This is a genomic window from Alteromonas sp. K632G (assembly GCF_017653625.1).
Classification (GTDB): domain Bacteria; phylum Pseudomonadota; class Gammaproteobacteria; order Enterobacterales; family Alteromonadaceae; genus Alteromonas; species Alteromonas naphthalenivorans.
Genome location: NZ_JAGGDM010000014.1, coordinates 66,501 through 86,938, shown reverse-complemented (window position 1 = coordinate 86,938; position 20,438 = coordinate 66,501). Strand labels below are relative to the sequence as shown.

At 44.1% G+C, this 20,438-nt stretch carries 22 protein-coding genes; 9 read left to right on the top strand and 13 right to left on the bottom strand.

Going from position 1 to position 20,438, the window contains the following annotated elements; translation table 11 throughout:
• Positions 1 to 67: 67 nt before the first annotated feature.
• Positions 68 to 1,111: an AI-2E family transporter gene (locus J5X92_RS14325; protein WP_126873939.1), complete on the top strand. Its 1,044-nt coding sequence runs from the start codon at positions 68 to 70 to the stop codon at positions 1,109 to 1,111.
• Here the strand turns inward: J5X92_RS14325 and J5X92_RS14320 are convergent.
• The 3 genes from J5X92_RS14320 to J5X92_RS14310 are packed head-to-tail and all read right to left on the bottom strand — an operon-like array spanning position 1,108 to position 3,381.
• On the bottom strand, positions 1,108 to 2,433 hold the full coding sequence (locus J5X92_RS14320) for an ATP-binding protein (protein ID WP_126873938.1): 1,326 nt from the start codon (positions 2,431 to 2,433) through the stop codon (positions 1,108 to 1,110). The two genes, J5X92_RS14325 and J5X92_RS14320, sit on opposite strands and share 4 nt — an antisense overlap.
• The gene (locus J5X92_RS14315) at positions 2,430 to 3,104 is read right to left on the bottom strand and encodes a response regulator transcription factor (protein WP_013784790.1); all 675 of its coding nucleotides are present in this window, start codon (positions 3,102 to 3,104) and stop codon (positions 2,430 to 2,432) included. Before J5X92_RS14315 ends, J5X92_RS14320 begins: the two co-directional genes overlap by 4 nt.
• 1 nt (position 3,105) lies before the next feature.
• The gene (locus J5X92_RS14310; protein WP_013784789.1) at positions 3,106 to 3,381 is read right to left on the bottom strand and encodes a PepSY domain-containing protein; all 276 of its coding nucleotides are present in this window, start codon (positions 3,379 to 3,381) and stop codon (positions 3,106 to 3,108) included.
• A gap of 542 nt (positions 3,382 to 3,923) precedes the next feature.
• Here J5X92_RS14310 and J5X92_RS14305 point away from each other — a divergent pair.
• Positions 3,924 to 4,388: a pyridoxamine 5'-phosphate oxidase family protein gene (locus tag J5X92_RS14305; protein ID WP_013784788.1), complete on the top strand. Its 465-nt coding sequence runs from the start codon at positions 3,924 to 3,926 to the stop codon at positions 4,386 to 4,388.
• Positions 4,389 to 4,905: 517 nt separating this feature from the next.
• Here the strand turns inward: J5X92_RS14305 and J5X92_RS14300 are convergent.
• From J5X92_RS14300 to J5X92_RS14270, 7 genes are read right to left on the bottom strand one after another with little or no spacing between them, the layout of a single operon-like run.
• Entirely contained in the window at positions 4,906 to 5,205 is a 300-nt protein-coding gene (locus J5X92_RS14300; RefSeq protein ID WP_013784787.1) for a YciI family protein, read from the bottom strand.
• Between the two features lie 11 nt (positions 5,206 to 5,216).
• Positions 5,217 to 6,026 carry a tryptophan synthase subunit alpha gene (gene trpA / locus J5X92_RS14295; protein WP_208805997.1) on the bottom strand — a complete coding sequence of 270 codons (810 nt, stop codon included), beginning with the start codon at positions 6,024 to 6,026 and terminating at the stop codon, positions 5,217 to 5,219.
• Positions 6,026 to 7,207 carry a tryptophan synthase subunit beta gene (trpB, locus tag J5X92_RS14290; RefSeq protein ID WP_159531287.1) on the bottom strand — a complete coding sequence of 394 codons (1,182 nt, stop codon included), beginning with the start codon at positions 7,205 to 7,207 and terminating at the stop codon, positions 6,026 to 6,028. Before trpB ends, trpA begins: the two co-directional genes overlap by 1 nt.
• A gap of 15 nt (positions 7,208 to 7,222) precedes the next feature.
• Positions 7,223 to 8,620: a bifunctional indole-3-glycerol-phosphate synthase TrpC/phosphoribosylanthranilate isomerase TrpF gene (trpCF, locus tag J5X92_RS14285; RefSeq protein WP_013784784.1), complete on the bottom strand. Its 1,398-nt coding sequence runs from the start codon at positions 8,618 to 8,620 to the stop codon at positions 7,223 to 7,225.
• Complete coding sequence (gene trpD / locus J5X92_RS14280; RefSeq protein WP_208805996.1) at positions 8,613 to 9,644, bottom strand: anthranilate phosphoribosyltransferase; 1,032 nt, start codon at positions 9,642 to 9,644, stop codon at positions 8,613 to 8,615. Before trpD ends, trpCF begins: the two co-directional genes overlap by 8 nt.
• A gap of 4 nt (positions 9,645 to 9,648) precedes the next feature.
• A complete protein-coding gene (locus J5X92_RS14275) occupies positions 9,649 to 10,266 on the bottom strand; it encodes an aminodeoxychorismate/anthranilate synthase component II (RefSeq protein WP_129740579.1) in 618 nt (205 codons plus the stop codon).
• Positions 10,267 to 10,274: 8 nt separating this feature from the next.
• Complete coding sequence (locus tag J5X92_RS14270) at positions 10,275 to 11,912, bottom strand: anthranilate synthase component 1 (RefSeq protein WP_208805995.1); 1,638 nt, start codon at positions 11,910 to 11,912, stop codon at positions 10,275 to 10,277.
• 284 nt (positions 11,913 to 12,196) lie between these two features.
• On the opposite strand from J5X92_RS14270, the gene J5X92_RS14265 reads away from it, so the two are divergent.
• The 5 genes from J5X92_RS14265 (at position 12,197) to rluB (ending at position 16,206) form a co-directional block, all read left to right on the top strand.
• Entirely contained in the window at positions 12,197 to 13,081 is an 885-nt protein-coding gene (locus J5X92_RS14265; RefSeq protein ID WP_208805994.1) for a PHP domain-containing protein, read from the top strand.
• A 146-nt stretch (positions 13,082 to 13,227) separates the two neighbouring features.
• On the top strand, positions 13,228 to 13,848 hold the full coding sequence (locus J5X92_RS14260) for an L-threonylcarbamoyladenylate synthase (protein WP_062086778.1): 621 nt from the start codon (positions 13,228 to 13,230) through the stop codon (positions 13,846 to 13,848).
• A 9-nt stretch (positions 13,849 to 13,857) separates the two neighbouring features.
• Positions 13,858 to 14,670: a ScpA family protein gene (locus tag J5X92_RS14255; protein WP_208805993.1), complete on the top strand. Its 813-nt coding sequence runs from the start codon at positions 13,858 to 13,860 to the stop codon at positions 14,668 to 14,670.
• A 2-nt stretch (positions 14,671 to 14,672) separates the two neighbouring features.
• The gene (scpB, locus tag J5X92_RS14250) at positions 14,673 to 15,317 is read left to right on the top strand and encodes an SMC-Scp complex subunit ScpB (protein ID WP_129737509.1); all 645 of its coding nucleotides are present in this window, start codon (positions 14,673 to 14,675) and stop codon (positions 15,315 to 15,317) included.
• Positions 15,310 to 16,206, top strand: coding sequence for a 23S rRNA pseudouridine(2605) synthase RluB (rluB, locus tag J5X92_RS14245; protein WP_208805992.1), 897 nt, complete (start codon positions 15,310 to 15,312; stop codon positions 16,204 to 16,206). Before scpB ends, rluB begins: the two co-directional genes overlap by 8 nt.
• Positions 16,207 to 16,318: 112 nt before the next feature.
• On the opposite strand, the gene J5X92_RS14240 is transcribed toward rluB, so the two are convergent.
• Positions 16,319 to 17,086: a hypothetical protein gene (locus J5X92_RS14240; RefSeq protein ID WP_208805991.1), complete on the bottom strand. Its 768-nt coding sequence runs from the start codon at positions 17,084 to 17,086 to the stop codon at positions 16,319 to 16,321.
• Between the two features lie 224 nt (positions 17,087 to 17,310).
• Between J5X92_RS14240 and dkgB the strand changes: the two genes are divergently transcribed.
• Positions 17,311 to 18,114: a 2,5-didehydrogluconate reductase DkgB gene (gene dkgB, locus J5X92_RS14235; RefSeq protein ID WP_208805990.1), complete on the top strand. Its 804-nt coding sequence runs from the start codon at positions 17,311 to 17,313 to the stop codon at positions 18,112 to 18,114.
• Between the two features lie 58 nt (positions 18,115 to 18,172).
• Here the strand turns inward: dkgB and J5X92_RS14230 are convergent, their stop codons facing one another.
• Positions 18,173 to 18,736 carry a sugar O-acetyltransferase gene (locus J5X92_RS14230; protein WP_208805989.1) on the bottom strand — a complete coding sequence of 188 codons (564 nt, stop codon included), beginning with the start codon at positions 18,734 to 18,736 and terminating at the stop codon, positions 18,173 to 18,175.
• Between the two features lie 31 nt (positions 18,737 to 18,767).
• Entirely contained in the window at positions 18,768 to 19,439 is a 672-nt protein-coding gene (locus tag J5X92_RS14225) for a DUF4097 family beta strand repeat-containing protein (RefSeq protein WP_208805988.1), read from the bottom strand.
• A gap of 581 nt (positions 19,440 to 20,020) precedes the next feature.
• On the opposite strand from J5X92_RS14225, the gene arsC reads away from it, so the two are divergent.
• Complete coding sequence (gene arsC, locus J5X92_RS14220; RefSeq protein WP_208805987.1) at positions 20,021 to 20,437, top strand: arsenate reductase (glutaredoxin); 417 nt, start codon at positions 20,021 to 20,023, stop codon at positions 20,435 to 20,437.
• Position 20,438: the final 1 nt, after the last annotated feature.

Genomic DNA, 20,438 nt, shown 5'->3' with positions numbered 1-20,438 from the left:
CGTATTTGTAGTTATGTATAAGTCACTGTAAAGTGTCTGAGTTTTTTATTAGGAATGAAGCATAAAAATGTCCATGGAATTGCGCTCACCCATAGCGAAAGTACTTATTGTCCTCGCATGTTTAGTCGTTGTGATGGCGGGGATAAAGTCCGCTAGTACGATTATGGTACCTTTTTTCTTATCAATATTTATCGCTATTGCGTGTAGCCCAATAATTCATTGGACCGGACGTTTTGGTGTACCTAAATGGCTTTCTATTACTTTAGTAATACTAATAATTTTAGTCTTTGGATTTCTTCTTGCTGGTCTAGTAGGACAGTCTATGACGGAATTTAGAGAAAATCTTCCACAATATAGGGAACAGCTCGATACCGAATTTTCGTGGATTATAGAAAAGCTCGCACAATACAATATTAACGTTAACCAAGAACTGATTGCTACCCACTTAGATCCTGCCACCGCGATGTCGGTAGCGACCAATTTTATTAGTGGTATGGGCGGCGTATTGTCGAACTTATTCCTTATATTGCTAACGGTTATTTTTATGTTGTTTGAGGCAGACAGCATTCCAAAACGACTGCACATTGCATTGTCAGACCCCGACATGAAATTAAAACACATCGACCGTTTCATTCGTTCTGTAAATAGCTATTTGGCTATTAAAACCTTGGTGAGTTTGGGTACTGGGTTAATTATCGGTACGTGGCTTTATGTGATGGGAATAGACCATTTCCTCTTGTGGGCGGTATTGGCATTCATGTTGAACTTCATCCCTAACATAGGCTCAATAATTGCTGCCTTACCAGCAGTACTTATTGCTTTTGTTCAATATGGGTTAGCTTCAGCAGGCATGGCGGCGTTAGGTTTTGTTTTAGTTAATACAATTATGGGAAATATGGTAGAACCAAGGCTGATGGGTAAAGGCATGGGGTTATCTACTTTGGTGGTTTTTCTGTCTTTAATCTTCTGGGGATGGTTATTGGGTACGGTGGGAATGCTACTCTCTGTACCTCTTACTATGGTGGTGAAAATAGCATTAGAGTCTCGAGAGGAGAGCCAATGGCTTGCGGTGTTATTGTCTAGCGCGGGCGATAAAAAAGGGAAAGCTTAAACCGGAAACTTCACAATAAAGCGAGCGCCGCCAATAGGCGCGCGTTCGATAAGTAGTTTACCTTGGTAGATGGCAATAAGGTCGCTGACTAGAGCCATGCCTATGCCTTGCCCGTCGGCGTAAGTATCTAATCGGGTTCCACGCTCTAACAGGGCTTGTTTCTTATCTGAAGGTACGCCGGGGCCATCATCATCAATGGTCAACACAGCCCAATTTCCTTCGTTTTTCAGTGCAACTAATACCTTTGAGTCAGCAGCCTTACAGGCGTTATCTAACAGATTACCTACCATTTCCATAATATCGGTTTCGTCGGCTTTTATGGCGACATTGTTGATGGCTTCAATTGTTATCGATAATTGCTTATGCTGATATACCTTATCCATAGCGTTAGCCACTTTTTGTGTGATAGGTAACAGAGGAATAGCCGCTTGCCACCCCGTCTTACCAGCACTAGCACGTTTTAATTGGCGTTGAATAATTTGGTCAATTTGATTTAAAGATTCAACGGCTTGTTTGGGAAGCTTTTCAACCCCTAAAGCTACAGCCAGTGGTGTTTTTAAACTATGAGCAAGGTCACCTAAGCTGTTTTTATAACGAGCACGCTGCTGAGATTCAGATTCAATCAGTTCGTTGATTGACTGTTTCAATGGGTTAAATTCAACAGGGTAGTGGGCGTCAAGCTGTTGTTTCTGTCCGCTAGAGGTAAGTGAAATTTCGCTAATAAGCTTTCTTACTGGCATTAGCACAAGGCTGATGCCCACAATTATTAACACAAGCAAACCGCCGGATAAGATAAGCAACCAACGCCAGACCACCGATATAAAAGTTTCGCGCTCTTCATTAAACAGGTGTTTATTATTAAAAATATAAAAACGAACTGGCTCGAAGTTGCTTTCTGAGGCAAATTCAGCCGTAAAAGCGTAGGCGAAATAATCGGTATCATTGTCGAAATTGGCTATATACGATTCAACAAAGAGCTCGTTACCCACGTTCACGTTTAAATTCGGGGCAGGCAATGTGTAATCTAATGCTGAAGCCGACTGCCACACTACGTGACCGCGAAAAACAATCACACCCAAATAGCCAGAGCCAGGCAAGTTAAGTTGCTCCTCGTATAAAATCTCTGGCATAAAGGGAATGTCGTCATCTAGCTCGAAAGCCGAGAGTAACCCTAGGTTCATGAGTCTAAGTTCACTCATTTTGGCTTGGGTTAAGCTTGTGGTATAGGCGTCATCTAAAATAACCACAGTAAGCGGTGCAAATAGGGCAAGTACGCCCATCGCTAATAAAATGCTCCTTATTCTCAGCGACAGTTGTTTCATAGATTGCGGTTGATCCTATACCCACGTCCGCGTAGAGTTTCAATGGGTTTAAAGCTATTTTCTGGATCTAGCTTCTTACGCAATCGGCCAACAAAAACTTCAATGACGTTACTATCAAGATCAAAATCTTGATCGTAAATATGCTCTGTTAACTCTGTTTTCGAGACTACTTTTTGCGGGTTCAGCATTAAGTATTCCATGACTTTGTATTCGTACGCAGTCAACTCGAGGGGGGCATCATTTACAGTGATTTCTTCAGCGACCGTGTCCAGCGAGATAGGGCCGAACTGTATAACAGGATTTGCTTGGCCAGAGGCGCGGCGAATCAGTGCCTTAACCCTTGCCAGCAATTCTTCATTGTGAAAAGGTTTGGTAAGGTAATCATCCGCTCCTGCATCCAAACCTTCAACTTTTTCCTGCCAGCGATCACGAGCGGTTAAAATAAGTACGGGGCAGCGTATGTCTTCTTGCCTTGCATTTCGAATAACTTCGAAGCCATCCATTTTAGGTAGGCCGATATCAATAATAGCTAGGTCGTAAGCATACTCATTGAGTAGATAAAGCGCGTGCTCGCCATTGTCGGCCAAATCTACACTGTAGCCGTGTTGCTGTAATAGGCTATCAAGCTGGGTTAGAAGGCGGCTGTCGTCTTCAGCAATGAGTATCCGCATGTTAATCCTTTGAATTCTTCTTAGAGGTCTTCACTTTTCCAGAGCGCTTGTCTACATCAACAGAAACAACTCGCCCCGACTCCTTTAAAACTTTAACGCGGTATTTTTGGTTAGTCTGGCTTACACGAAGCACACGTCCAGATTCTGCCTGACGGGCACGTTCTACAGCTTGGCTTTTACTTAATTCACCACTTTTTTCCTGCTGCGCGAAGGCACTACCACCACTGCACATAAACAGTGTTAGCACTAAAGCCACAGCGCGAAGTGTATTCACCATATATCCTCACCAAAAAAGCAGGCAAAGCCCGATAGGAACCTAGTATAGAGACCGGAGCTGAACCATTACTGAATATCTGTGTAAGTCTACCTTGCCAAATAGTGCGTGTACATAAAGCGATAACAAGAATGATGTTAAGGGCTAATGAGGTTATGAATGTGGGACAGTCACTTAAGTTTACAAGCAATTCAACAAGGTACTAGATTGGACACACACTCCAATTTCAACTTTTCGGGTGACAAAAGATACTCGTACTTGAGTGACTGTCCAATATGAAGGGCTAAGAATAAATGGGCTTAAATTAAAGAGAGTGTCTAACTTTTCTTTCGAATTTAAGTGTGTGTCCAATCTTAGTCGGTGTGAAAAACTTACCGCAAGAGTGAACAGGTTATAGGTAGTAGTAGCAAGAGTTTTACTCTTTCACAAAGAACTCTGCCTATTCAGCCCCTATGTGGCCTGGCCTGTAGCGTCTAGAGATTTTCTGGCACGTAGTGTGAATTGTAATTGGGTAAGTTTATTCAAATGTATGCAACGGAGGCAATATGTCGCACGATATTAAAACGGCAATGTGGGAAGCTATGTCTAGCAGTCCAAATGTAATGGTAAGCCTTACTAGTAAAAACACGCACGCTGAACCAATGCGTGCCCAGCTCGATAAGCATGCTAATAGCGAGTTTTGGTTTTACACCACAAAAGATAATCGCATCGCTGAAGGTGGCGAAGCCATGGTACAGTTTTCATCAAAAGGGCATGACGTGTTCGCATGTATTCGCGGAACATTAGTTCAGGAAACTCGTCAAGATATTATCGACAAGTATTGGTCTAACGGCGTAGAAGCTTGGTACGAGAAAGGTAAGGACGATCCGAATTTACTCATGCTGCGATTTAATTTGGCGGATGCCGAGATTTGGGAGGCTGACCCATCCCTTAAAGGAATGTTTAAATTGATGACCGGCAAAACCATTTCACCTGATGAAATGGGCGAACACGATAAAGTGACTTTGTAGCTAGAATGCTCAAATGAGTGTGTGTCCAATTTAGACTCTAGCATTCAGTTAGCCGAAGACATCATTGGAGTGCCTGTCCTAAATTGAAAATGTTTTCGAGTGTCTGAATTTGCCAGAATATGAGTGTGTGTCCAATTTAGACTCTACAATTTAGACTCTAGCATTCAGTTAGCCGAAGACATCATTGGAGTGTCTGTCCTAAATTAAAAATGTTTTCGAGTGTCGGAATTTGCCAGAACATGAGTGTGTGTCCAATTTAGGTTTAGTCAGTGGAAAACGTAATTGGAGTGTGTGTCCAATTCAGATTCTCCAATTTAGATTCGCACACAAAAAAGCCTGAAAGGAATGCGTTAGCATTTCTCTCAGGCTTTTTTATGAGCGGTAATCAAGTTGAGTGCTCAATTGACGCTGGCTATTCATGAGGCCGAGTCAGTTAACATCACGATTGCTACTGTACCTTTGCTAGTTACAACAAAACGTAGAGTAGGTACAGGTCGATAACCGCTGAGCGTGACCGCTAAGGAAGCACTTTCTTGTAAGGTTTAACAATTACACTTTCGTAAACACCCGCTTCAATATACGGGTCAGCATCTGCCCAAGCTTGTGCCGCTTCTAGCGATTCAAATTCTGCAACCACCAATGAACCTGTAAACCCTGCTGGGCCAGGATCCGGGCTGTCGATAGCAGGGAAGGGGCCAGCTATAACTAACCTACCTTCATCTTTTAACGCATTTAAACGTGCTAAATGCGCAGGGCGGGCCGCTAAACGATTTTCCAAACTGTTTGCCACATCGGTAGCACAAATCATATAAAGCATATAATGACTCCTTAACCCTTAGCAGTAGCGGCTTTCATAGACTGCACAAACTCACCCAATGCACTTAGCATAGCATCGTTGTTGTCTAAGTTTGCTGCAATCAGGTTCACTGTAGCAGAACCAGAAATAGCGCCCGCTGCACCAGCATCAATGGCCGACTTTACTTGTGCTGGCGTAGAAATACCAAACCCAAGTAGTGGAGGTGCACATTTATGTGCCGTTAGACGCGCAATCAACTCAGCGGCAGGAATTTCTACAGCAGTTTCAGCGCCAGTTACCCCAGCTCTACCTAATAAGTAAGTATAGCCTTTCGAGTACTCACCAATTTTTTCCATAGTTTCATCGGTCGCATTCGGTGGAGCTATCAAAATTTGTGAAATGCCATTGGCATCGGCTGCTTTTTGGAATGGTGCAGCTTCGCGAATAGGCACGTCAGCTACTAAAATAGAATCTACACCTGCATCACTGGCCTTTTTATAAAAGCCATCGATAGACTGCGCCATCACAAGGTTGCTGTACAGCAACAAGCCAATAGGCACTTGTGGGTACTTACTGCGTACGCGCGTCAACAATTCGAAACAGTTGGCAACGGTAACATTACTCTTATGAGCGCGAATACTCGCCGCTTGAATGGTAGGGCCATCGGCTATTGGATCTGAGTAAGGAATACCAAGCTCTAGTGCATCAGCACCACTTTCAACCAATTGGCAAATAATCGCTTCAGACTGCGCTAAATCAGGGTCGCCTATCATTACGAAAGGTACAAACGCGCCTTCATTTTTTGCGTCTAGGCGCGTAAACATTTCTGCATATCTTTCCATTACAGCTTGTCCCCTAAAATTTTGGTTACGTGAGCCAAATCTTTGTCACCACGGCCAGATAAATTCACCACAATAATGGTTTCTTCTTCTGCTTCGTCGGCCATATTTAATGCGTGTGCTAGGGCGTGTGAAGATTCAAGCGCGGGAATAATACCTTCTTTGCGTGCAAGCAATTGGAACGCGTTAAGTGCTTCCTCATCGGTAGCGGCAACGTACTCAGCACGGCCAGTTTCGGCTAAATAAGCATGTTGAGGGCCAACTGCTGGGTAATCTAATCCGGCAGAAACTGAATAGCTCTCTTCAATTTGTCCTTCGTGGTCTTGCATAATGAAGGTATAAGCGCCGTGTAATATACCTTTAGTGCCCGTCACAATAGTGGCACCGTGCTCTTTGGTGTGCACCCCTTTACCCGCAGGTTCAACGCCTACCAGGCGTACAGAGGGTTCGTCGATGAAATCAGCAAACATACCAATAGCATTAGAACCACCACCTACACAGGCCACAACAGCATCTGGTAAACGGCCTTCTTTTTCTAGAATTTGTGCACGTGTTTCTTCGCCAATCATACGGTGGTATTCACGTACAATAGTGGGGAATGGATGAGGGCCTGCTGCCGTACCTAGCAGGTAATGCGCGGTATCGTAATTAGCAGACCAGTCACGCATGGCTTCGTTTACCGCATCTTTAAGTGTGCCTGAGCCAGCGTTTACAGGAATAACTTCTGCACCCATTAGTTTCATACGGAAAACGTTAGGCGCTTGACGCTCAACATCTTTTGCACCCATATAAATACGGGCTTTTAAGCCTAATAATGCGCATGCTAACGCTGTAGCAACACCGTGTTGACCGGCGCCCGTTTCGGCAATAACTTCGGTTTTACCCATACGCTTAGTCAATAACGCCTGACCGAGTACTTGGTTTGTTTTGTGGGCACCGCCGTGAAGTAAGTCTTCTCGTTTAAGGTATAATTTTACCTTAGGGTTGCTCACCAAGTTGCGGGTTAGCGTCATTGCTGTTGGGCGGCCTGCGTAATCTTTTAATAACCCCAAAAACTCTTCGTTGAAGCTAGGATCATCTTTCGCATCTAGAAACGCTTTTTCTAGTTGGTCCAGTGCAGGAATAAGTAGCTCTGGCACATACATGCCACCGAACTCTCCAAATTTTGTATCTAATTGATTCATGCGTTGTCCTAAGTGTTAATAGCGGCGACAAATTGAAAATAGCTCGGCTAATTTTTCAGCCGACTTTTCGCCTGGGGCACTTTCTACCCCTGAATTTATGTCGATGGTTGCACAACCCACGTCAATGCCTTGAGCAATGTTGGTTGCGTTAATTCCACCGGCTAGAATGATTTTTTGCTTGTTGGCTATATTGTCTAACAATCCCCAATCGAAGCTTTCTCCTGTACCGCCCTTGGCATTACCTACTTGGCAATCAAGCAGTACATAATCGATATTTTCATCTTCTAATAACTTAGGTAGCTGTTCAGGCAAAGCGCCTTTCACGCCTTTGGCTTGCCATATTTCACAACGTGACGGCAGGGCGTCTTTCAGTTTTGCTCGATATGTTGCATCTTCGCTGCCATGTAATTGAACGGCGGATAGCGAAAGCGTTGTAGCTAACTTAGCAACATGGTCTATGTCATGATTCACAAACACGCCCACGTAATCGCCTTCAACGGTTTCTACAATATCTTTTGCGACTGATTCGGCCACAAATCGAGGTGATTTTTCAGCGAAAATTAGCCCGCCCATGCTCGCGCCACTTTCAAAAGCAAGTTGGGCCTGTTCAACACTGGTTAACCCGCATACTTTTACCGAACCGTAAATTAAGCTTTGAACGGCGCGTTTCAAATTAGCTTGCGACATAAGTGCACTGCCTACCAAGAAGCCTTGACAAAGCGGGCTTAAGCGCAATACGTCTTCATGGGTATAAATACCCGATTCTGAAATTACCACAAAGTCGTGTGTGGCACTTTCCAGCATAGGTACCAAGTGTTCTGTGGTGGCTAAATCGGTTGATAAGTCGCGCAGGTTACGGTTGTTAATACCAATAATGTTTGCTTCAAGAGCAATGGCGCGACGCATCTCTTCTTCGTTGCTTACCTCAGTAAGAATATCTAACGACAAGCTATTGGCTACGGTAGCAAGTTCACGATACTGCACATCGTCTAACACGCTTAGCATGAGCAATACGGCATCGGCATTGTAATGACGCGCTAAATAAACCTGATAAGTATCAATAAAGAAATCTTTGTTTAATACAGGCTGTGCTACACGTTCTGTAACGTAGGCCAAATATTCAAATTTACCTTGGAAATACTTCTCGTCAGTAAGTACTGAAATGCCCGCCGCATAGGGTGTGTATGCGGCTAGAATTTCGTCTAGGTCGAAATGTTCGCGAATAAGCCCTTTTGAGGGGGAAGCCTTTTTGCACTCAAAAATAAAGCCAGCATTCGGTTCATTCAGTGCATCAAACAAGCTTTTGTTCGAAGGCACTAAATCTGCTTTAAAGCTTTCAAGCGGCAAAGCCGATTTTCTGGCATCAACTTCAATGCGTTTATCGGCAACAATTTTTTCTAGCACATTAGGCATCAGTGCTGACCTCCTGACTGATTTTGGCAACCTGGTTTAATACTGCCAAAGGTTTTGCATCTTTCATTGCTTGCATGGCCATCTCGGTGCCATCTTTAAATGAATCGGCGGTACCGGTAACTTTAAGTAGTGCGCCGCAGTTCATTGCAATGGCAGCGCGATGGGCTTCCTGGCCTTCACCGGCTAATGCAGCTTCAATGTATTTCTTGTTTTCTTCTGGCTCACCGCCCTCAATGGCCGATAATGGGTATGAGGAAAGGCCAAAGTCTTCAGCGGTGACGGTTAACTTACGAATGTCACCATGCTCAAGATCGTAAATAATAGATTCACCATGCAGAGCAAGTTCATCTAAGCCATCGCCGTGAACAATCATGGCGCGATGTTGGCCAAGAAGCATAAGGGTTTTTGCGTAAGGTTCAAGCAGTTCGGGGGAGTAAACGCCGAACACACCATGTGTTGGGCCCGCTGGATTGGCAAGTGGCCCTAGTATGTTAAACAAGGTTCTGGTCTTCAGCGCAGCACGGACGGGGGCTGCGAAACGCATGCCAGCGTGATATACCGGCGCAAAAAGAAATGTGAAATTTGCTTCATCTAAGCATTTTCTCGACAATTCCGGCGTAATTTCTAAGTTTAAACCAAATTGTTTAAACAGATCAGCAGAGCCTGATTTACTAGATACGCTTCTGTTGCCATGTTTGGCCACTTTCACACCACATGCTGCTGCCACCACCCCTGCGGCGCTCGAAATATTAATGGTGTTATGTCCATCGCCACCTGTGCCAACAATGTCGGCAAATGGGTAAGTGGGTGCCGGAAACGGCTTGGCGTTGGCAACCATAGCACTGGCTGCTCCGGCAATTTCACCCGGAGATTCATGCTTGATTTTTAGTGCTGTAAGCACCGCGGCAATAACGGCTTCGCTTTGCTCACCGTGCATAATACTGTTGAACAACGTGTAAGCTTCGGTTTGAGACAGCGCCGATTGTTTGATGAGTTTTTCAAGTAATGGAGTAGCGTCAAACATGGCTTTATCCTTGTTGCGTTAAATAGTCGATGCTTTGCTTCAGCAGCACACTACCTTGGGCCGTTAATATCGACTCAGGGTGAAATTGAAAGCCTAGCATTTTATCAGTTTTGTTAAACACGGCCATGACGGTTTCAGTTCCATCATCGTTAACACAAGACGCGCAGGGCTCAAGGGCGTCAGGTAGTGTTTGTGCGGCTAACGAATGATAACGAGCTACATGTAATGGCTGTGGCAAGTCTGTAAACATGTCTTTTTCTGAATGGGCGATAGCAGAACTTTTACCATGCATAACTTGCGTGGCGCGGCCAACAATACCGCCATAATATTCAACAATGGCTTGATGGCCTAAACATATACCCAGTACCGGGAAAGTACCTGCTACTTTTTCTAGTAAAGCCGGCATACAGCCCGCTTCGCTTGGGGCGCCAGGGCCTGGCGACAGCATTAGCAACACAGGGCTCTTGGTGGCTTGTTCTTGCATTTTTTCAAATAACATATCTGCGCACACTGTGTTGCGATATACGTTTATTTCTAAATCAAGCGCACGTAATTCATCTACCAAGTTATACGTAAAAGAGTCGACATTATCGAGTAGGAATAGGGTGGTTTTGTTGCTCATAGTCATACTCATGCTTGATTCTCCGCTTCCACTTTGAGTGCTGCGGTAACCGCGCTAATAACCGCTTGCGCTTTTGCACGGGTTTCATCGGCCTCAGCTTGTGGAACTGAGTCGTAAACCACTCCGGCGCCTGCTTGTATGAAAGCTCGGCCGTTTTTCACAAATGCCGAGCGAATAACAATACAGGTATCCATGTCACCTTGTCCGTTTATATAGCCTACTGCGCCGCCATAGCTACCACGACGTTTTTGTTCTACTTCACGAATCAGCGTAGCGGCACTCACTTTCGGCGCACCCACTAAGGTGCCCATGTTCATGCACGCTTGATAAGCATGTAGTGCATCTAAATCGTCACGAAGTTGGCCAACAACACGGGAAACAAGGTGCATAACATGAGAGTAGCGGTCTACTTTCAATAAGTCTTTTACAAAGCGGCTTCCCGGGCGGCTTACTTTTGCCACATCGTTTCGCGCTAAGTCGACTAGCATAATGTGTTCAGACTTCTCTTTGTTATCTTCACGCAAGTTAAGTTCAATGCGACTGTCTAAGTCGTGATTAATTGTGCCGTCAGGGCGTTTGCCGCGAGGGCGAGTACCGGCAATGGGGTAAATTTCAACTTGGTTGCTTTCACTTTCATATTTAAGTGCAGACTCTGGTGAAGCACCAAATATAGTAAAGGCTTCATCTTGCATATAGAACATATAAGGGCTGGGATTTTGTTCTTTTAAATGCGCATAAGCTAGAAGCGGAGAAGGGCAAGGCAGTGAGAATGTACGTGATGGAACCACTTGGAAAATATCCCCAGCAAGAATGTGCTGTTTTAACTCAAGCACATTGTCACAGAATTCTTCGTCACTTTTATCTACGCTTACCGAAATGTCTCCACCGATAACAGCGTCATCAATACCTGCGCCATCAATACCAGTGCCAGAAGTTAAAGTGGGTGTCTCAGGCATAGACTGCAATTGCTGATGCAACGATTCTAAGCGCTGGGAAATTCCAAAGTATTGCTGGGCTACATCTTCGCCACTAAACACGCTACCAATCAAGTGGGTTTCGCGAGTTTGGTGATCTACCGTAATAAGCGTTTCAGCCAAGTAAAAAACGAAATCTGGACAATCATTATCGCCATCTTCTACATGAGGAAGCGATTCAAATCCCGCGAGCATGTCATAGGCAAATACACCGCCTAAAAAAAGCGCGTGGGGATGTTGACGAATAGGCGTGATTTTTTTCACGATAATACGCAAGGTATCCATTACGCTGGCAGACTTTAAACGGCTATCTTCGTCTAACTGCGCATCAGCAGGTTCACATAATAAGGTGACCGATGTGTCGGTACTGTCAACGCATGTTACCCCATCAGGGCACTGAGATTTAAATATTGGCAACACGGAAGCGCCGTTTTCCGTAAGGGCTTTTACGTCAACACGGTTTCCAGTGCACTCTAGGCGTAAAGCTGCTTGTACCATTAATAAACTTTGTAAATCGTCTTTCGAATCGATTTCTGCCGACTCTAATAACAACGCATTAGGACGTTCGGCACAAATGTGTGCGAAGGCTGCAAGAGGGTCGTCGATGTAATGCCCAACCTGCTCAATTGTTTCGACTTTGCCTGGGGTTGTGCCCAGTTCCGCTAAACTCATTTTTGCCACTCTCCGACTGCAAAAAGATAAAAAAAAGGCCCGTAAATACGGGCCTTTTGTGTTTTATTCACGCACAAATGCGCACACCACCCGTTAATCGAGGGAGTGCCACCACCAAGAAGCAATAGTTGTTGCAGTTGTGATTGTCATTAATTGCATGAATAAACTCGTGTTTGGTTCAATCTTGTACGAACATCGATAGTTATCGAAGGCGTAAATCTGTATACTTGTGCGTATAGAAGAAAACAAATTCACCTTTGTGTCAACCAATTATTGAAAAGCCTTTGAAAATAGATCTCCACAGCCATACAAAATTCTCCGATGGGCACCTCACTGCAGAGGAGCTTATACTGCGTGCGCACACCATGCAGGTTGACGTACTAGCCATTACCGACCACGACACAGTGGCGGGATTAGAAACGGCGCATAACACGCAGGCGAAACAAAAACGGCCGTTAAAAATTATTGACGGTGTCGAAATTTCCACCAATTGGCATGGTTTCGATATTCACGTTGTGGGGTTAAATGTTGATAGAACCAACCCAACATTTCTAGCGCAACTTGAAGGTCAGGCTCAAACTCGAAAAGTAAGAGCAGAAAAAATAGCGGAAAAGTTGGGCAAGTGCGGGTTTGAAGGGGTTCTTCCTCGGGCCATCGCATTAGCCGGTGAAGGGCAGGTAACCCGCGCACATTTCGCTCGCGTGCTGGTGAATAACTATGGCGTTGGCACCATGAACGCAGCCTTTAAAAAGTATTTAGGCAAAGGCAAGCGTGCAGCGGTGAAAGCAGAGTGGCCCAGTGTTGAAACTGCCATCGAGTGGATCCACGGTGCAGGCGGCCAAGCCGTGCTAGCGCACCCCGTTCATTACGACATGACCGCAAAATGGCTACGTAGATTAGTTGATTTATTTGCCGAAGCCGGCGGCGATGCAATTGAAACTGCGTTTCCTGGTATTAGCAAAGACAAGCAAGCGCTGGTGAATGAACTCGCCGCTAGCCATAATTTATTAGCCTCGGCAGGCTCAGATTTTCACTTTCCATCACGATGGACAGAGCTAGGTAAAAATTTGGGTATTAGCAGTAACTTAACGCCTATTTGGCACGATTGGCCAGTGGTTGAGGGGTTTGCAGACGCGGTGAACCAATCTGCACCTAGTGTTAGTAACTAGTAAAGTGTTAATAACTAGCAAAGTGTTAGCAACTAGCTGCCACCAGCGTTGTATTAGCTACTTTCCATTAGCCGCTCTCTATTAATAGCGTTCCATTAGCTAAATAGAAAAAGAGGCCAAGCAATAGGCATGAACAGGACATTATCATGAGTCAGTTTTTCTATATTCATCCTGAAAACCCACAGCAACGTTTGTTGAACCAAGCTTGTGAGCTTATACGTGAAGGGGCGGTAGTGGTTTATCCTACCGACTCTGGTTATGCCATTGGTTGTCAGATGGAAGATAAAAAAGCCTTAGAGCAACTATGCCGCATTCGAGAAATTGGTAAAGATCATAACTTCACACTCATGTGCCGAGATATGTCTGAATTATCTATTTACGCGAAAGTGGATAATACGGCATTTAGACAAATTAAAAATAATACGCCAGGCTCGTACACGTTTGTACTAAAAGCCACCCGTGAAGTGCCTAAGCGTCTGCAAAATCCAAAGCGAAAGACCATAGGTATTCGTGTACCCGATAACGCCATTGCGTTAGCGCTACTTGAAACCTTAGGCGAGCCGCTAATGTCTACTTCACTTATTTTGCCAGGCAATACCATGGCAGAATCAGACCCTGACGTTATTCGCGATAATTTAGAAAAGCAGGTGGGGGTGATTATTCACGGCGGGTATTTGGGTGAGCAACCTACCACCGTAATTGATTTATCTGAAGATACCCCTGTCATCATGCGCCGTGGTACCGGCGACCCTGCTCCGTTTGAATAGTATATTTAGATGAGCAGTGAGCAATCGCCCATTCAGCAGCCGCTTCCGCTCGCATTTATTCATGGTGAGGCGTTAATAGAAAAGCCTGAAGACTTATTTATTCCGCCTGATGCGCTAGAAGTTATTTTAGAAACGTTTGAAGGGCCGCTCGACCTTCTGCTGTACCTTATACGAAAACAAAAATTCGATATTATTACCTTGCCGGTGGCGACAATCACTAAGCAATATATGGAATATGTCGATGCCATGATGTCGTTAAAGCTAGAACTGGCCGCAGAATACCTGTTGATGGCCGCTATTTTAGCCGAGATAAAGTCACGGTTATTGCTACCTAAACGTAGCAGCGGTAGCGATGAGGAAGAAGACCCTCGCGCTGAACTTATTAGGCGGCTGAAAGAATATGAACTCGTTAAACAAGCCGCTGAAGATTTGGATATTCAGCCTCGTTTAGAACGAGACATATTTGATACCAATGTGTTAGCAGCCGACAGTGTTGCGCCGGTACGAATTGAACCAGAGATAAGCCTAGCGGAAATTGTACTTGCGTTTAGTGGGGCAATGAAACGGGCGGCGGCATTTGAACACCATACTATTGCCCGTGAAGCCCTAAGTACACGTGAGCGTATGTCGATGATACTCAGTTTGATAAATGCCAGTGAATTTACACCACTTGAGGGGTTATTTACGGTGGAAGAGGGTCGCGCTGGTGTGGTGGTATGCTTCCTAGCTATTCTAGAATTGGTAAAAGAACAACTGATTTTTTGTATTCAGGCAGGTCCTTACGCCCGAATTCATGTAAAATTAGGCAGTAGCGTTGAGTAAAAATGAAAAAAATAAAAACAGCTCAATTAAAACAACTGGTTGAAGCTGCCATATTCGTTGCCGATGCTCCAGTGTCTATTCAGCAGTTGAGAGACACGGTGCTAAGTGACTTCACGGTAGCAGAGAGAACCTTAAAAACAGTCATTAATGAGCTAACCTTAGATTATCAACCTAGGGGTATACAATTAGTGAAGGTAGCCAGTGGTTACCGATTTCAATCTGTGGATGCGTTGAGTCCATGGTTGAGCAAACTATGGCAGGAGACTGCCCCAAAGTATTCCCGCGCTATGATGGAAACTTTGGCACTTATTGCCTATCGTCAACCTATTACTCGTGGAGAAATTGAGCAAGTAAGAGGCGTAGCGGTAAGCAGTAGTATAATGAAGACACTCACAGAACGAGAATGGGTAAAAGTAGTGGGGCATAAAGAAGTGCCAGGCAGGCCAGCTTTGTATGCTACCACCAGTACTTTTTTAGATTACTTTTCGCTTTCATCGTTATCGGAGCTTCCCAATTCCGATGCCTTTGATGAAATGGCTAAAAGTATTGATTCCACCTCGTCGCTTAAGGTGTTAAATGAGGCACCGTCTGAGGTAACAGACCGTGCGACCGAAAACAAGCAAATAAAGAGTGATACAAATGACTGAAAAGTTGCAAAAAGTACTAGCTAACCAAGGGCTAGGCTCGCGACGAGAGATGGAACGTTGGATAGAGCAAGGCCGCGTTTCTGTTAATGGTACATTGGCAACATTGGGCGACCGTGTTGATGAAACAGGCCAAATTCGTGTTGATGGGCATTTGTTGTCTCGTCAAACTGAACAGCCTGTATGCCGCGTTTTAATGTATAACAAGCCTGAGGGCGAGTTATGCAGCCGTCACGATCCTGAAGGGCGTGACACGGTGTTTGACCGTTTACCTGCTATTCGCATGGGCCGCTGGATTGCGGTAGGGCGTTTAGATATGAACACGAGCGGCCTATTGTTGTTTACCAACGATGGTGAGCTTGCAAACCGTTTGATGCACCCTAAGTGTGAAGTAGAGCGCGAATATGCTGTTCGTGTCTTTGGCGATGTAACACATCAAACGTTAAATACCTTGAAAAAAGGTGTTCAACTTGAAGATGGCGAAGCTAAGTTTTTAAGTATCTCGGGTAAAGTCGCTCCTCCAAGCTCAGAAGAAGAAAGCATGAACCGTTGGTTCAACGTTACGCTTAAAGAAGGGCGTAACCGAGAAGTACGTCGTTTGTGGGAATCACAGGGTGTTCAAGTTAGCCGTTTGATACGAGTTAAATACGGGCCTATGGATTTACAGAAACGTTTACCTCAGGGAGCTTGGGTAGAGCTGGGTTTAGAAGATGTAAACTCACTACGGGACATTGTGCAACTACCTGAAGAAACACAAACCATGGTAGATGTACGCCAAGGCAAATTAGATCATGCACGTTTAAGCCGTATGCGTCGCTCTGTGAAAAAACACAAGGTACGTAAAGAGAATGGCGGTGTTAAAAAGCGGGTAGCAAGAACGCCTAAGCGTTAACAACAGTGTGAAATAGCAGATTCGAAAAAACGGGCATTGCCCGTTTTTTTTTGCAGAATTATTTTGTATACACCTGTCTTAGCAATCGAACTTGCGCTCAACAGACATTACTTTAATGCAATGAGTCGCAATTAGTCCCGGCAGCAATACCATACTCTCGCGCTTTAGCATCTATTGATTCGCGGTTTTCAACAACATAGTGATTGAGTTTAGCGAGTACTTCTGGCTTAGACTGAGTAGAGATACGATACTTAACGCCGTCAGCAGGAACGTTCTTTGCGACCGACACTAAATCTTCGGGCAATCCCAACGATACCATTTCACTTTTAATCGTCGCAATATTCAAATCAATAGCATCCACTAATCCTTTCAATAACATGCGAGTAAGAATACGAACCGAACGCTCATTGGCGATAGTCAGCGTGCCTTCAGCCCGCCTTTCACGCCATTTGCTGGATGGGGTAAAGCCGTATAACAATCCAAGTTTAGTAATCTCATCCATTGTCATATCACTATTTTCTGTAAGCACAACCGAGGTATCGCATACGGTTATTAGCGCTTCACCGTAAATTAGGCCTGGGGTACCACTTTGGGTCCATCTAGGGTTATCAGGTAAGCGAAAATCAATGGCATTGTCTTCAAACCAGTGATTGAACCGTTGCAAGGGGAGGGGAATGAATTCAAACGAGATATTATGGCTGTTGCCAAAGTCGGTCATGATATCGCTTAACAATCCGCGATGTTGTGGGGTTGTAAAGTCCATCACGGGGTAATAATTCATAGCTTCAACACCAACTCGTAGGTGCTCAATTTCAGAAGATATAGCTAAGTTGCTGATAGGGAAGAATAAAAGTATCAGCAGAATAAAGCGGTTAAACATGAGGACTACAAGGTATATATTTAATTGTAAGCAGGATACGATTTAATTGCGTTATTTTCCACTTTTTAGTCATTTTCGATGCAAATGGGCGAACTTTTGTGAAGTTGTTAACGGTCTAAAAATCTAGATTAACTTTTCTCAGTAAATTCGATCTCCTAAAGGTTTGAGTGCGTAGGAACAACACATCAATGATTTGATAAACGTGCACAAAAAAGGAGACTGATATGAAAGATATGCCTCAGTTAGGGATGGGAACATTCCGCTTGGAAGGTGATACTGCACTTAATGCCGTAACCGATGCACTAGATGTAGGTTTCAGGCATGTAGATACCGCACAAATATACAAAAATGAGGAGCTCGTTGGCGATGCGATTAAAACCAGCGGCATTACACGCTCCGACTTATTCATTACCACCAAGGTATGGTACGAGTCTTTAAGTGAAGATAAGTTTATTCCTAGTGTTCACGAGAGTTTGTCGAAGCTGAAAGTTGAGTATGTTGATTTACTGCTTATTCACTGGCCTTACCCAGGTGATGACATTTCCTTAGAAGATTACTTGATGCGCTTGAAACAAGCTAAAGAGCTTGGTCTTACGCGCCATATCGGGGTGTCTAACTTCACAATAGATCAGATTGAACAGGCTGAGAAAATTCTAGGTAAGGGAGAGATTTACACCAATCAAATAGAGCTGCACCCGTTTATGCAGAACCGTCAAGTTGTACAAGCCTGTAAAGAGCGCGGTATCGGCGTAACGGCTTATATGCCATTTGCCGTCGGTGATGTAATGAAGGATGACACATTAAACGCTATAGCCGATGCGCATGACTCGAGTCCTGCTCAGGTGGTATTGGCATGGTTAGATATAAAAGGGATTAACACCATTCCTTCTTCAACCAGCAAAGAGCACTTGGCGCAAAACTTCTCTTACACCGATATCTCACTCACAGATGATGATATTACCCGCATCGATGAACTAGATAACGGTGAGCGTATTGTTAATCCAGACTTTGCGCCTAAGTGGGATTAAAGGTTCGAGGGATTGACGCTAAGCTGGATTAATCGATATCTAGGTTAAGTAGGTATCGTTAACTTTCACCGTCAATATGCTTAATGATTTTGGCAGGATTACCGCCAATAACAACGTTGTCACCAAAGCTTTTGGTGACAACGGCCCCTGAAGCAACCACCACATTATTGCCTAAGGTAACACCTGGATTTATTACCGCCATACCGCCAATCCAACAATTGTGACCGAGAGTAATGGGCTTCGCGAACTCGATACCGGTTTGTCTAGATGTTGGATCGATAGGGTGTGTGGCAGTGTAAATACCTACTTGCGGTGCAATCATACAATTGTCACCAATAGTGACTTTAGCGGCATCCAATATGACGCAATTAAAATTAGCGTAAAAGTTTTCACCCACATGAATGTTCTCGCCATAGTCACACTTGAAAGACGACTCTATGTATAGGCGTTTGCCCGTAGTGCCAAAAAGCGCCTTTAATTGACGAGTGCGGGCTTTGTGTTCTGTTTGACACGTAGCATTAAGCTCGTCCAATTTTATCCTGCAGGCCTTGCGTAATCCGGTTAACTCACGATCGCTAGGGTAGTAGAGTTCACCGGATAACATTTTCTGTTTTTCGTTCATGCCAATCTACATTTGGAATAATACCAAGACCTTACTTGCTAGATGAATAACTGACAATCACTTTTTCTTGTAGAGCGGGGTTAGCTATATCCATAATTACAGGGCGTTCAAGAATTATTGAGCCGCCGATAGAAACATCAGCGTCGATGGTGAGCTTAGGTTTTGTGCTATTTCTTTCCAGCCAGCCGTCATCACGCATCGTATAAATAATGTTGCCCTTAACTAAGGTATCGCCTTTAAGGGTGATGTCTCCATTCATACTTTCAATATTGTTCTCAACTACGCTGTCTACAATTTGAATATCACCATTAACGGTTTCTACGCTGCCTTGAACGGTACTTTGCTTTTCAATGTTTATATCGCCGTTAACGGTTTCAATACTGTTAGTTACATGCAGGTTCGATCCCGCATCAAGGTCGCCATTCACGATGTTGATTTCGTCAATGCGTACATGAGAACCTATTTCTACACCGCCGTTCACAACGCTAATATCTTCTGCTTGTGCATGATCTTCAATCGATACATTGCCATTGACCGAAGAAAGATCGCCTACCGAGCGATGTTCTGCTACATCTACACTCCCAAACACGCTACTTATATCCTCTCCCTCTTGGGCACTGGCATTACCAACATGAATTACGCAGCCCGAAAGCAATGTTGTTGCTGCAAAAAATAGAGTGCTGGCAATAAGTGTTTTTTTCATCGTGAAGCCTTTTCAGTGTTGTTTAACGTTCTAAATTACTCATTAATGTATGTTTTTCTATCATAGAGCATGCCAAGATAAAAACATTATAATTATCAATGTGTTAATGGTTTATGTGTCATCTCTCAATCATAGTTTTTTATGACTTCACTAGATAATAGCGAAATACACCAATTGTTCGGCATTCAACTTATTTCTATTTGAATAGCTGAGCGCTCTAAAAGGTTGTTAATAAGGGTATCTTTGGTAACTAATCAAAAACCATAAGAATTGGACACACACTCGAATATGTCGGACACACACTTAAATGAGCAGCATAAGAATTGGACACACGCTCGAATATGTCGGACACACACTTAAATCAAGCAGGTAGGACACACTCAAATAACAATAAATATGAATATGTAGGGCACACACTTAAATGAGCAGTAAACAAACGCGACAGCCACTCAGTTGAGTTGACACACACTCAAATCAAGCAGGTTGGACACCCTCAAATGATAATAAATATGAAATATCATATGTGTTAAGCTGTTAATATCTAAATTCAGTAATTCACTTTTCCTACAAGGCCATAAATTATGATAGTTATTCACCATAACCCCGCCTGCGGCACATCTCGTAACGTGCTTAAAATTATTGAAGATGCTGGGTACTCGCCAATTGTTGTAGATTATTTAAACGAAGGTTGGACCCGTTCTCAGTTACTTGGTTTATTTGCAGCTGCGAACTTAACCCCTAGGCAAGCACTTAGGACAACAAAGTCACCTGCAGATGAGTTAGGGCTACTGGATGAGTCTGTATCAGACGATATTTTGCTTGATGCTATGTTGGTACATCCAGTTTTGGTAAATAGGCCTATAGTTTGCCCAGAAAAAGGCGTAGGGCTTTGTCGGCCTAGTGAAAAAGTACTCGACTTGCTACCTTCATGGCCATCAGGCCCTTATTTTAAAGAAGATGGTGAGCAAATATTAGATGAACTTGGTAAAAGGATGTAAT

Excerpts from the sequence above, each read along its gene's own strand:
- J5X92_RS14255 (WP_208805993.1), top strand. The coding sequence starts at position 13,858 with ATGAGCAGTGAGCAATCGCCCATTCAGCAGCCGCTTCCGCTCGCATTT.
- J5X92_RS14300 (WP_013784787.1), bottom strand. The coding sequence starts at position 5,205 with ATGCTTTATATGATTTGTGCTACCGATGTGGCAAACAGTTTGGAAAAT.
- J5X92_RS14270 (WP_208805995.1), bottom strand. The coding sequence starts at position 11,912 with ATGAGTTTAGCGGAACTGGGCACAACCCCAGGCAAAGTCGAAACAATT.
- arsC (WP_208805987.1), top strand. The coding sequence starts at position 20,021 with ATGATAGTTATTCACCATAACCCCGCCTGCGGCACATCTCGTAACGTG.
- trpCF (WP_013784784.1), bottom strand. The coding sequence starts at position 8,620 with ATGCCTAATGTGCTAGAAAAAATTGTTGCCGATAAACGCATTGAAGTT.
- scpB (WP_129737509.1), top strand. The coding sequence starts at position 14,673 with ATGAAAAAAATAAAAACAGCTCAATTAAAACAACTGGTTGAAGCTGCC.
- J5X92_RS14320 (WP_126873938.1), bottom strand. The coding sequence starts at position 2,433 with ATGAAACAACTGTCGCTGAGAATAAGGAGCATTTTATTAGCGATGGGC.
- dkgB (WP_208805990.1), top strand. The coding sequence starts at position 17,311 with ATGAAAGATATGCCTCAGTTAGGGATGGGAACATTCCGCTTGGAAGGT.
- J5X92_RS14315 (WP_013784790.1), bottom strand. The coding sequence starts at position 3,104 with ATGCGGATACTCATTGCTGAAGACGACAGCCGCCTTCTAACCCAGCTT.
- J5X92_RS14325 (WP_126873939.1), top strand. The coding sequence starts at position 68 with ATGTCCATGGAATTGCGCTCACCCATAGCGAAAGTACTTATTGTCCTC.
- trpB (WP_159531287.1), bottom strand. The coding sequence starts at position 7,207 with ATGAATCAATTAGATACAAAATTTGGAGAGTTCGGTGGCATGTATGTG.
- J5X92_RS14310 (WP_013784789.1), bottom strand. The coding sequence starts at position 3,381 with ATGGTGAATACACTTCGCGCTGTGGCTTTAGTGCTAACACTGTTTATG.
- trpA (WP_208805997.1), bottom strand. The coding sequence starts at position 6,026 with ATGGAAAGATATGCAGAAATGTTTACGCGCCTAGACGCAAAAAATGAA.
- J5X92_RS14275 (WP_129740579.1), bottom strand. The coding sequence starts at position 10,266 with ATGAGCAACAAAACCACCCTATTCCTACTCGATAATGTCGACTCTTTT.
- J5X92_RS14240 (WP_208805991.1), bottom strand. The coding sequence starts at position 17,086 with ATGTTTAACCGCTTTATTCTGCTGATACTTTTATTCTTCCCTATCAGC.
- J5X92_RS14260 (WP_062086778.1), top strand. The coding sequence starts at position 13,228 with ATGAGTCAGTTTTTCTATATTCATCCTGAAAACCCACAGCAACGTTTG.
- rluB (WP_208805992.1), top strand. The coding sequence starts at position 15,310 with ATGACTGAAAAGTTGCAAAAAGTACTAGCTAACCAAGGGCTAGGCTCG.
- J5X92_RS14230 (WP_208805989.1), bottom strand. The coding sequence starts at position 18,736 with ATGAACGAAAAACAGAAAATGTTATCCGGTGAACTCTACTACCCTAGC.
- J5X92_RS14225 (WP_208805988.1), bottom strand. The coding sequence starts at position 19,439 with ATGAAAAAAACACTTATTGCCAGCACTCTATTTTTTGCAGCAACAACA.
- trpD (WP_208805996.1), bottom strand. The coding sequence starts at position 9,644 with ATGTTTGACGCTACTCCATTACTTGAAAAACTCATCAAACAATCGGCG.
- J5X92_RS14305 (WP_013784788.1), top strand. The coding sequence starts at position 3,924 with ATGTCGCACGATATTAAAACGGCAATGTGGGAAGCTATGTCTAGCAGT.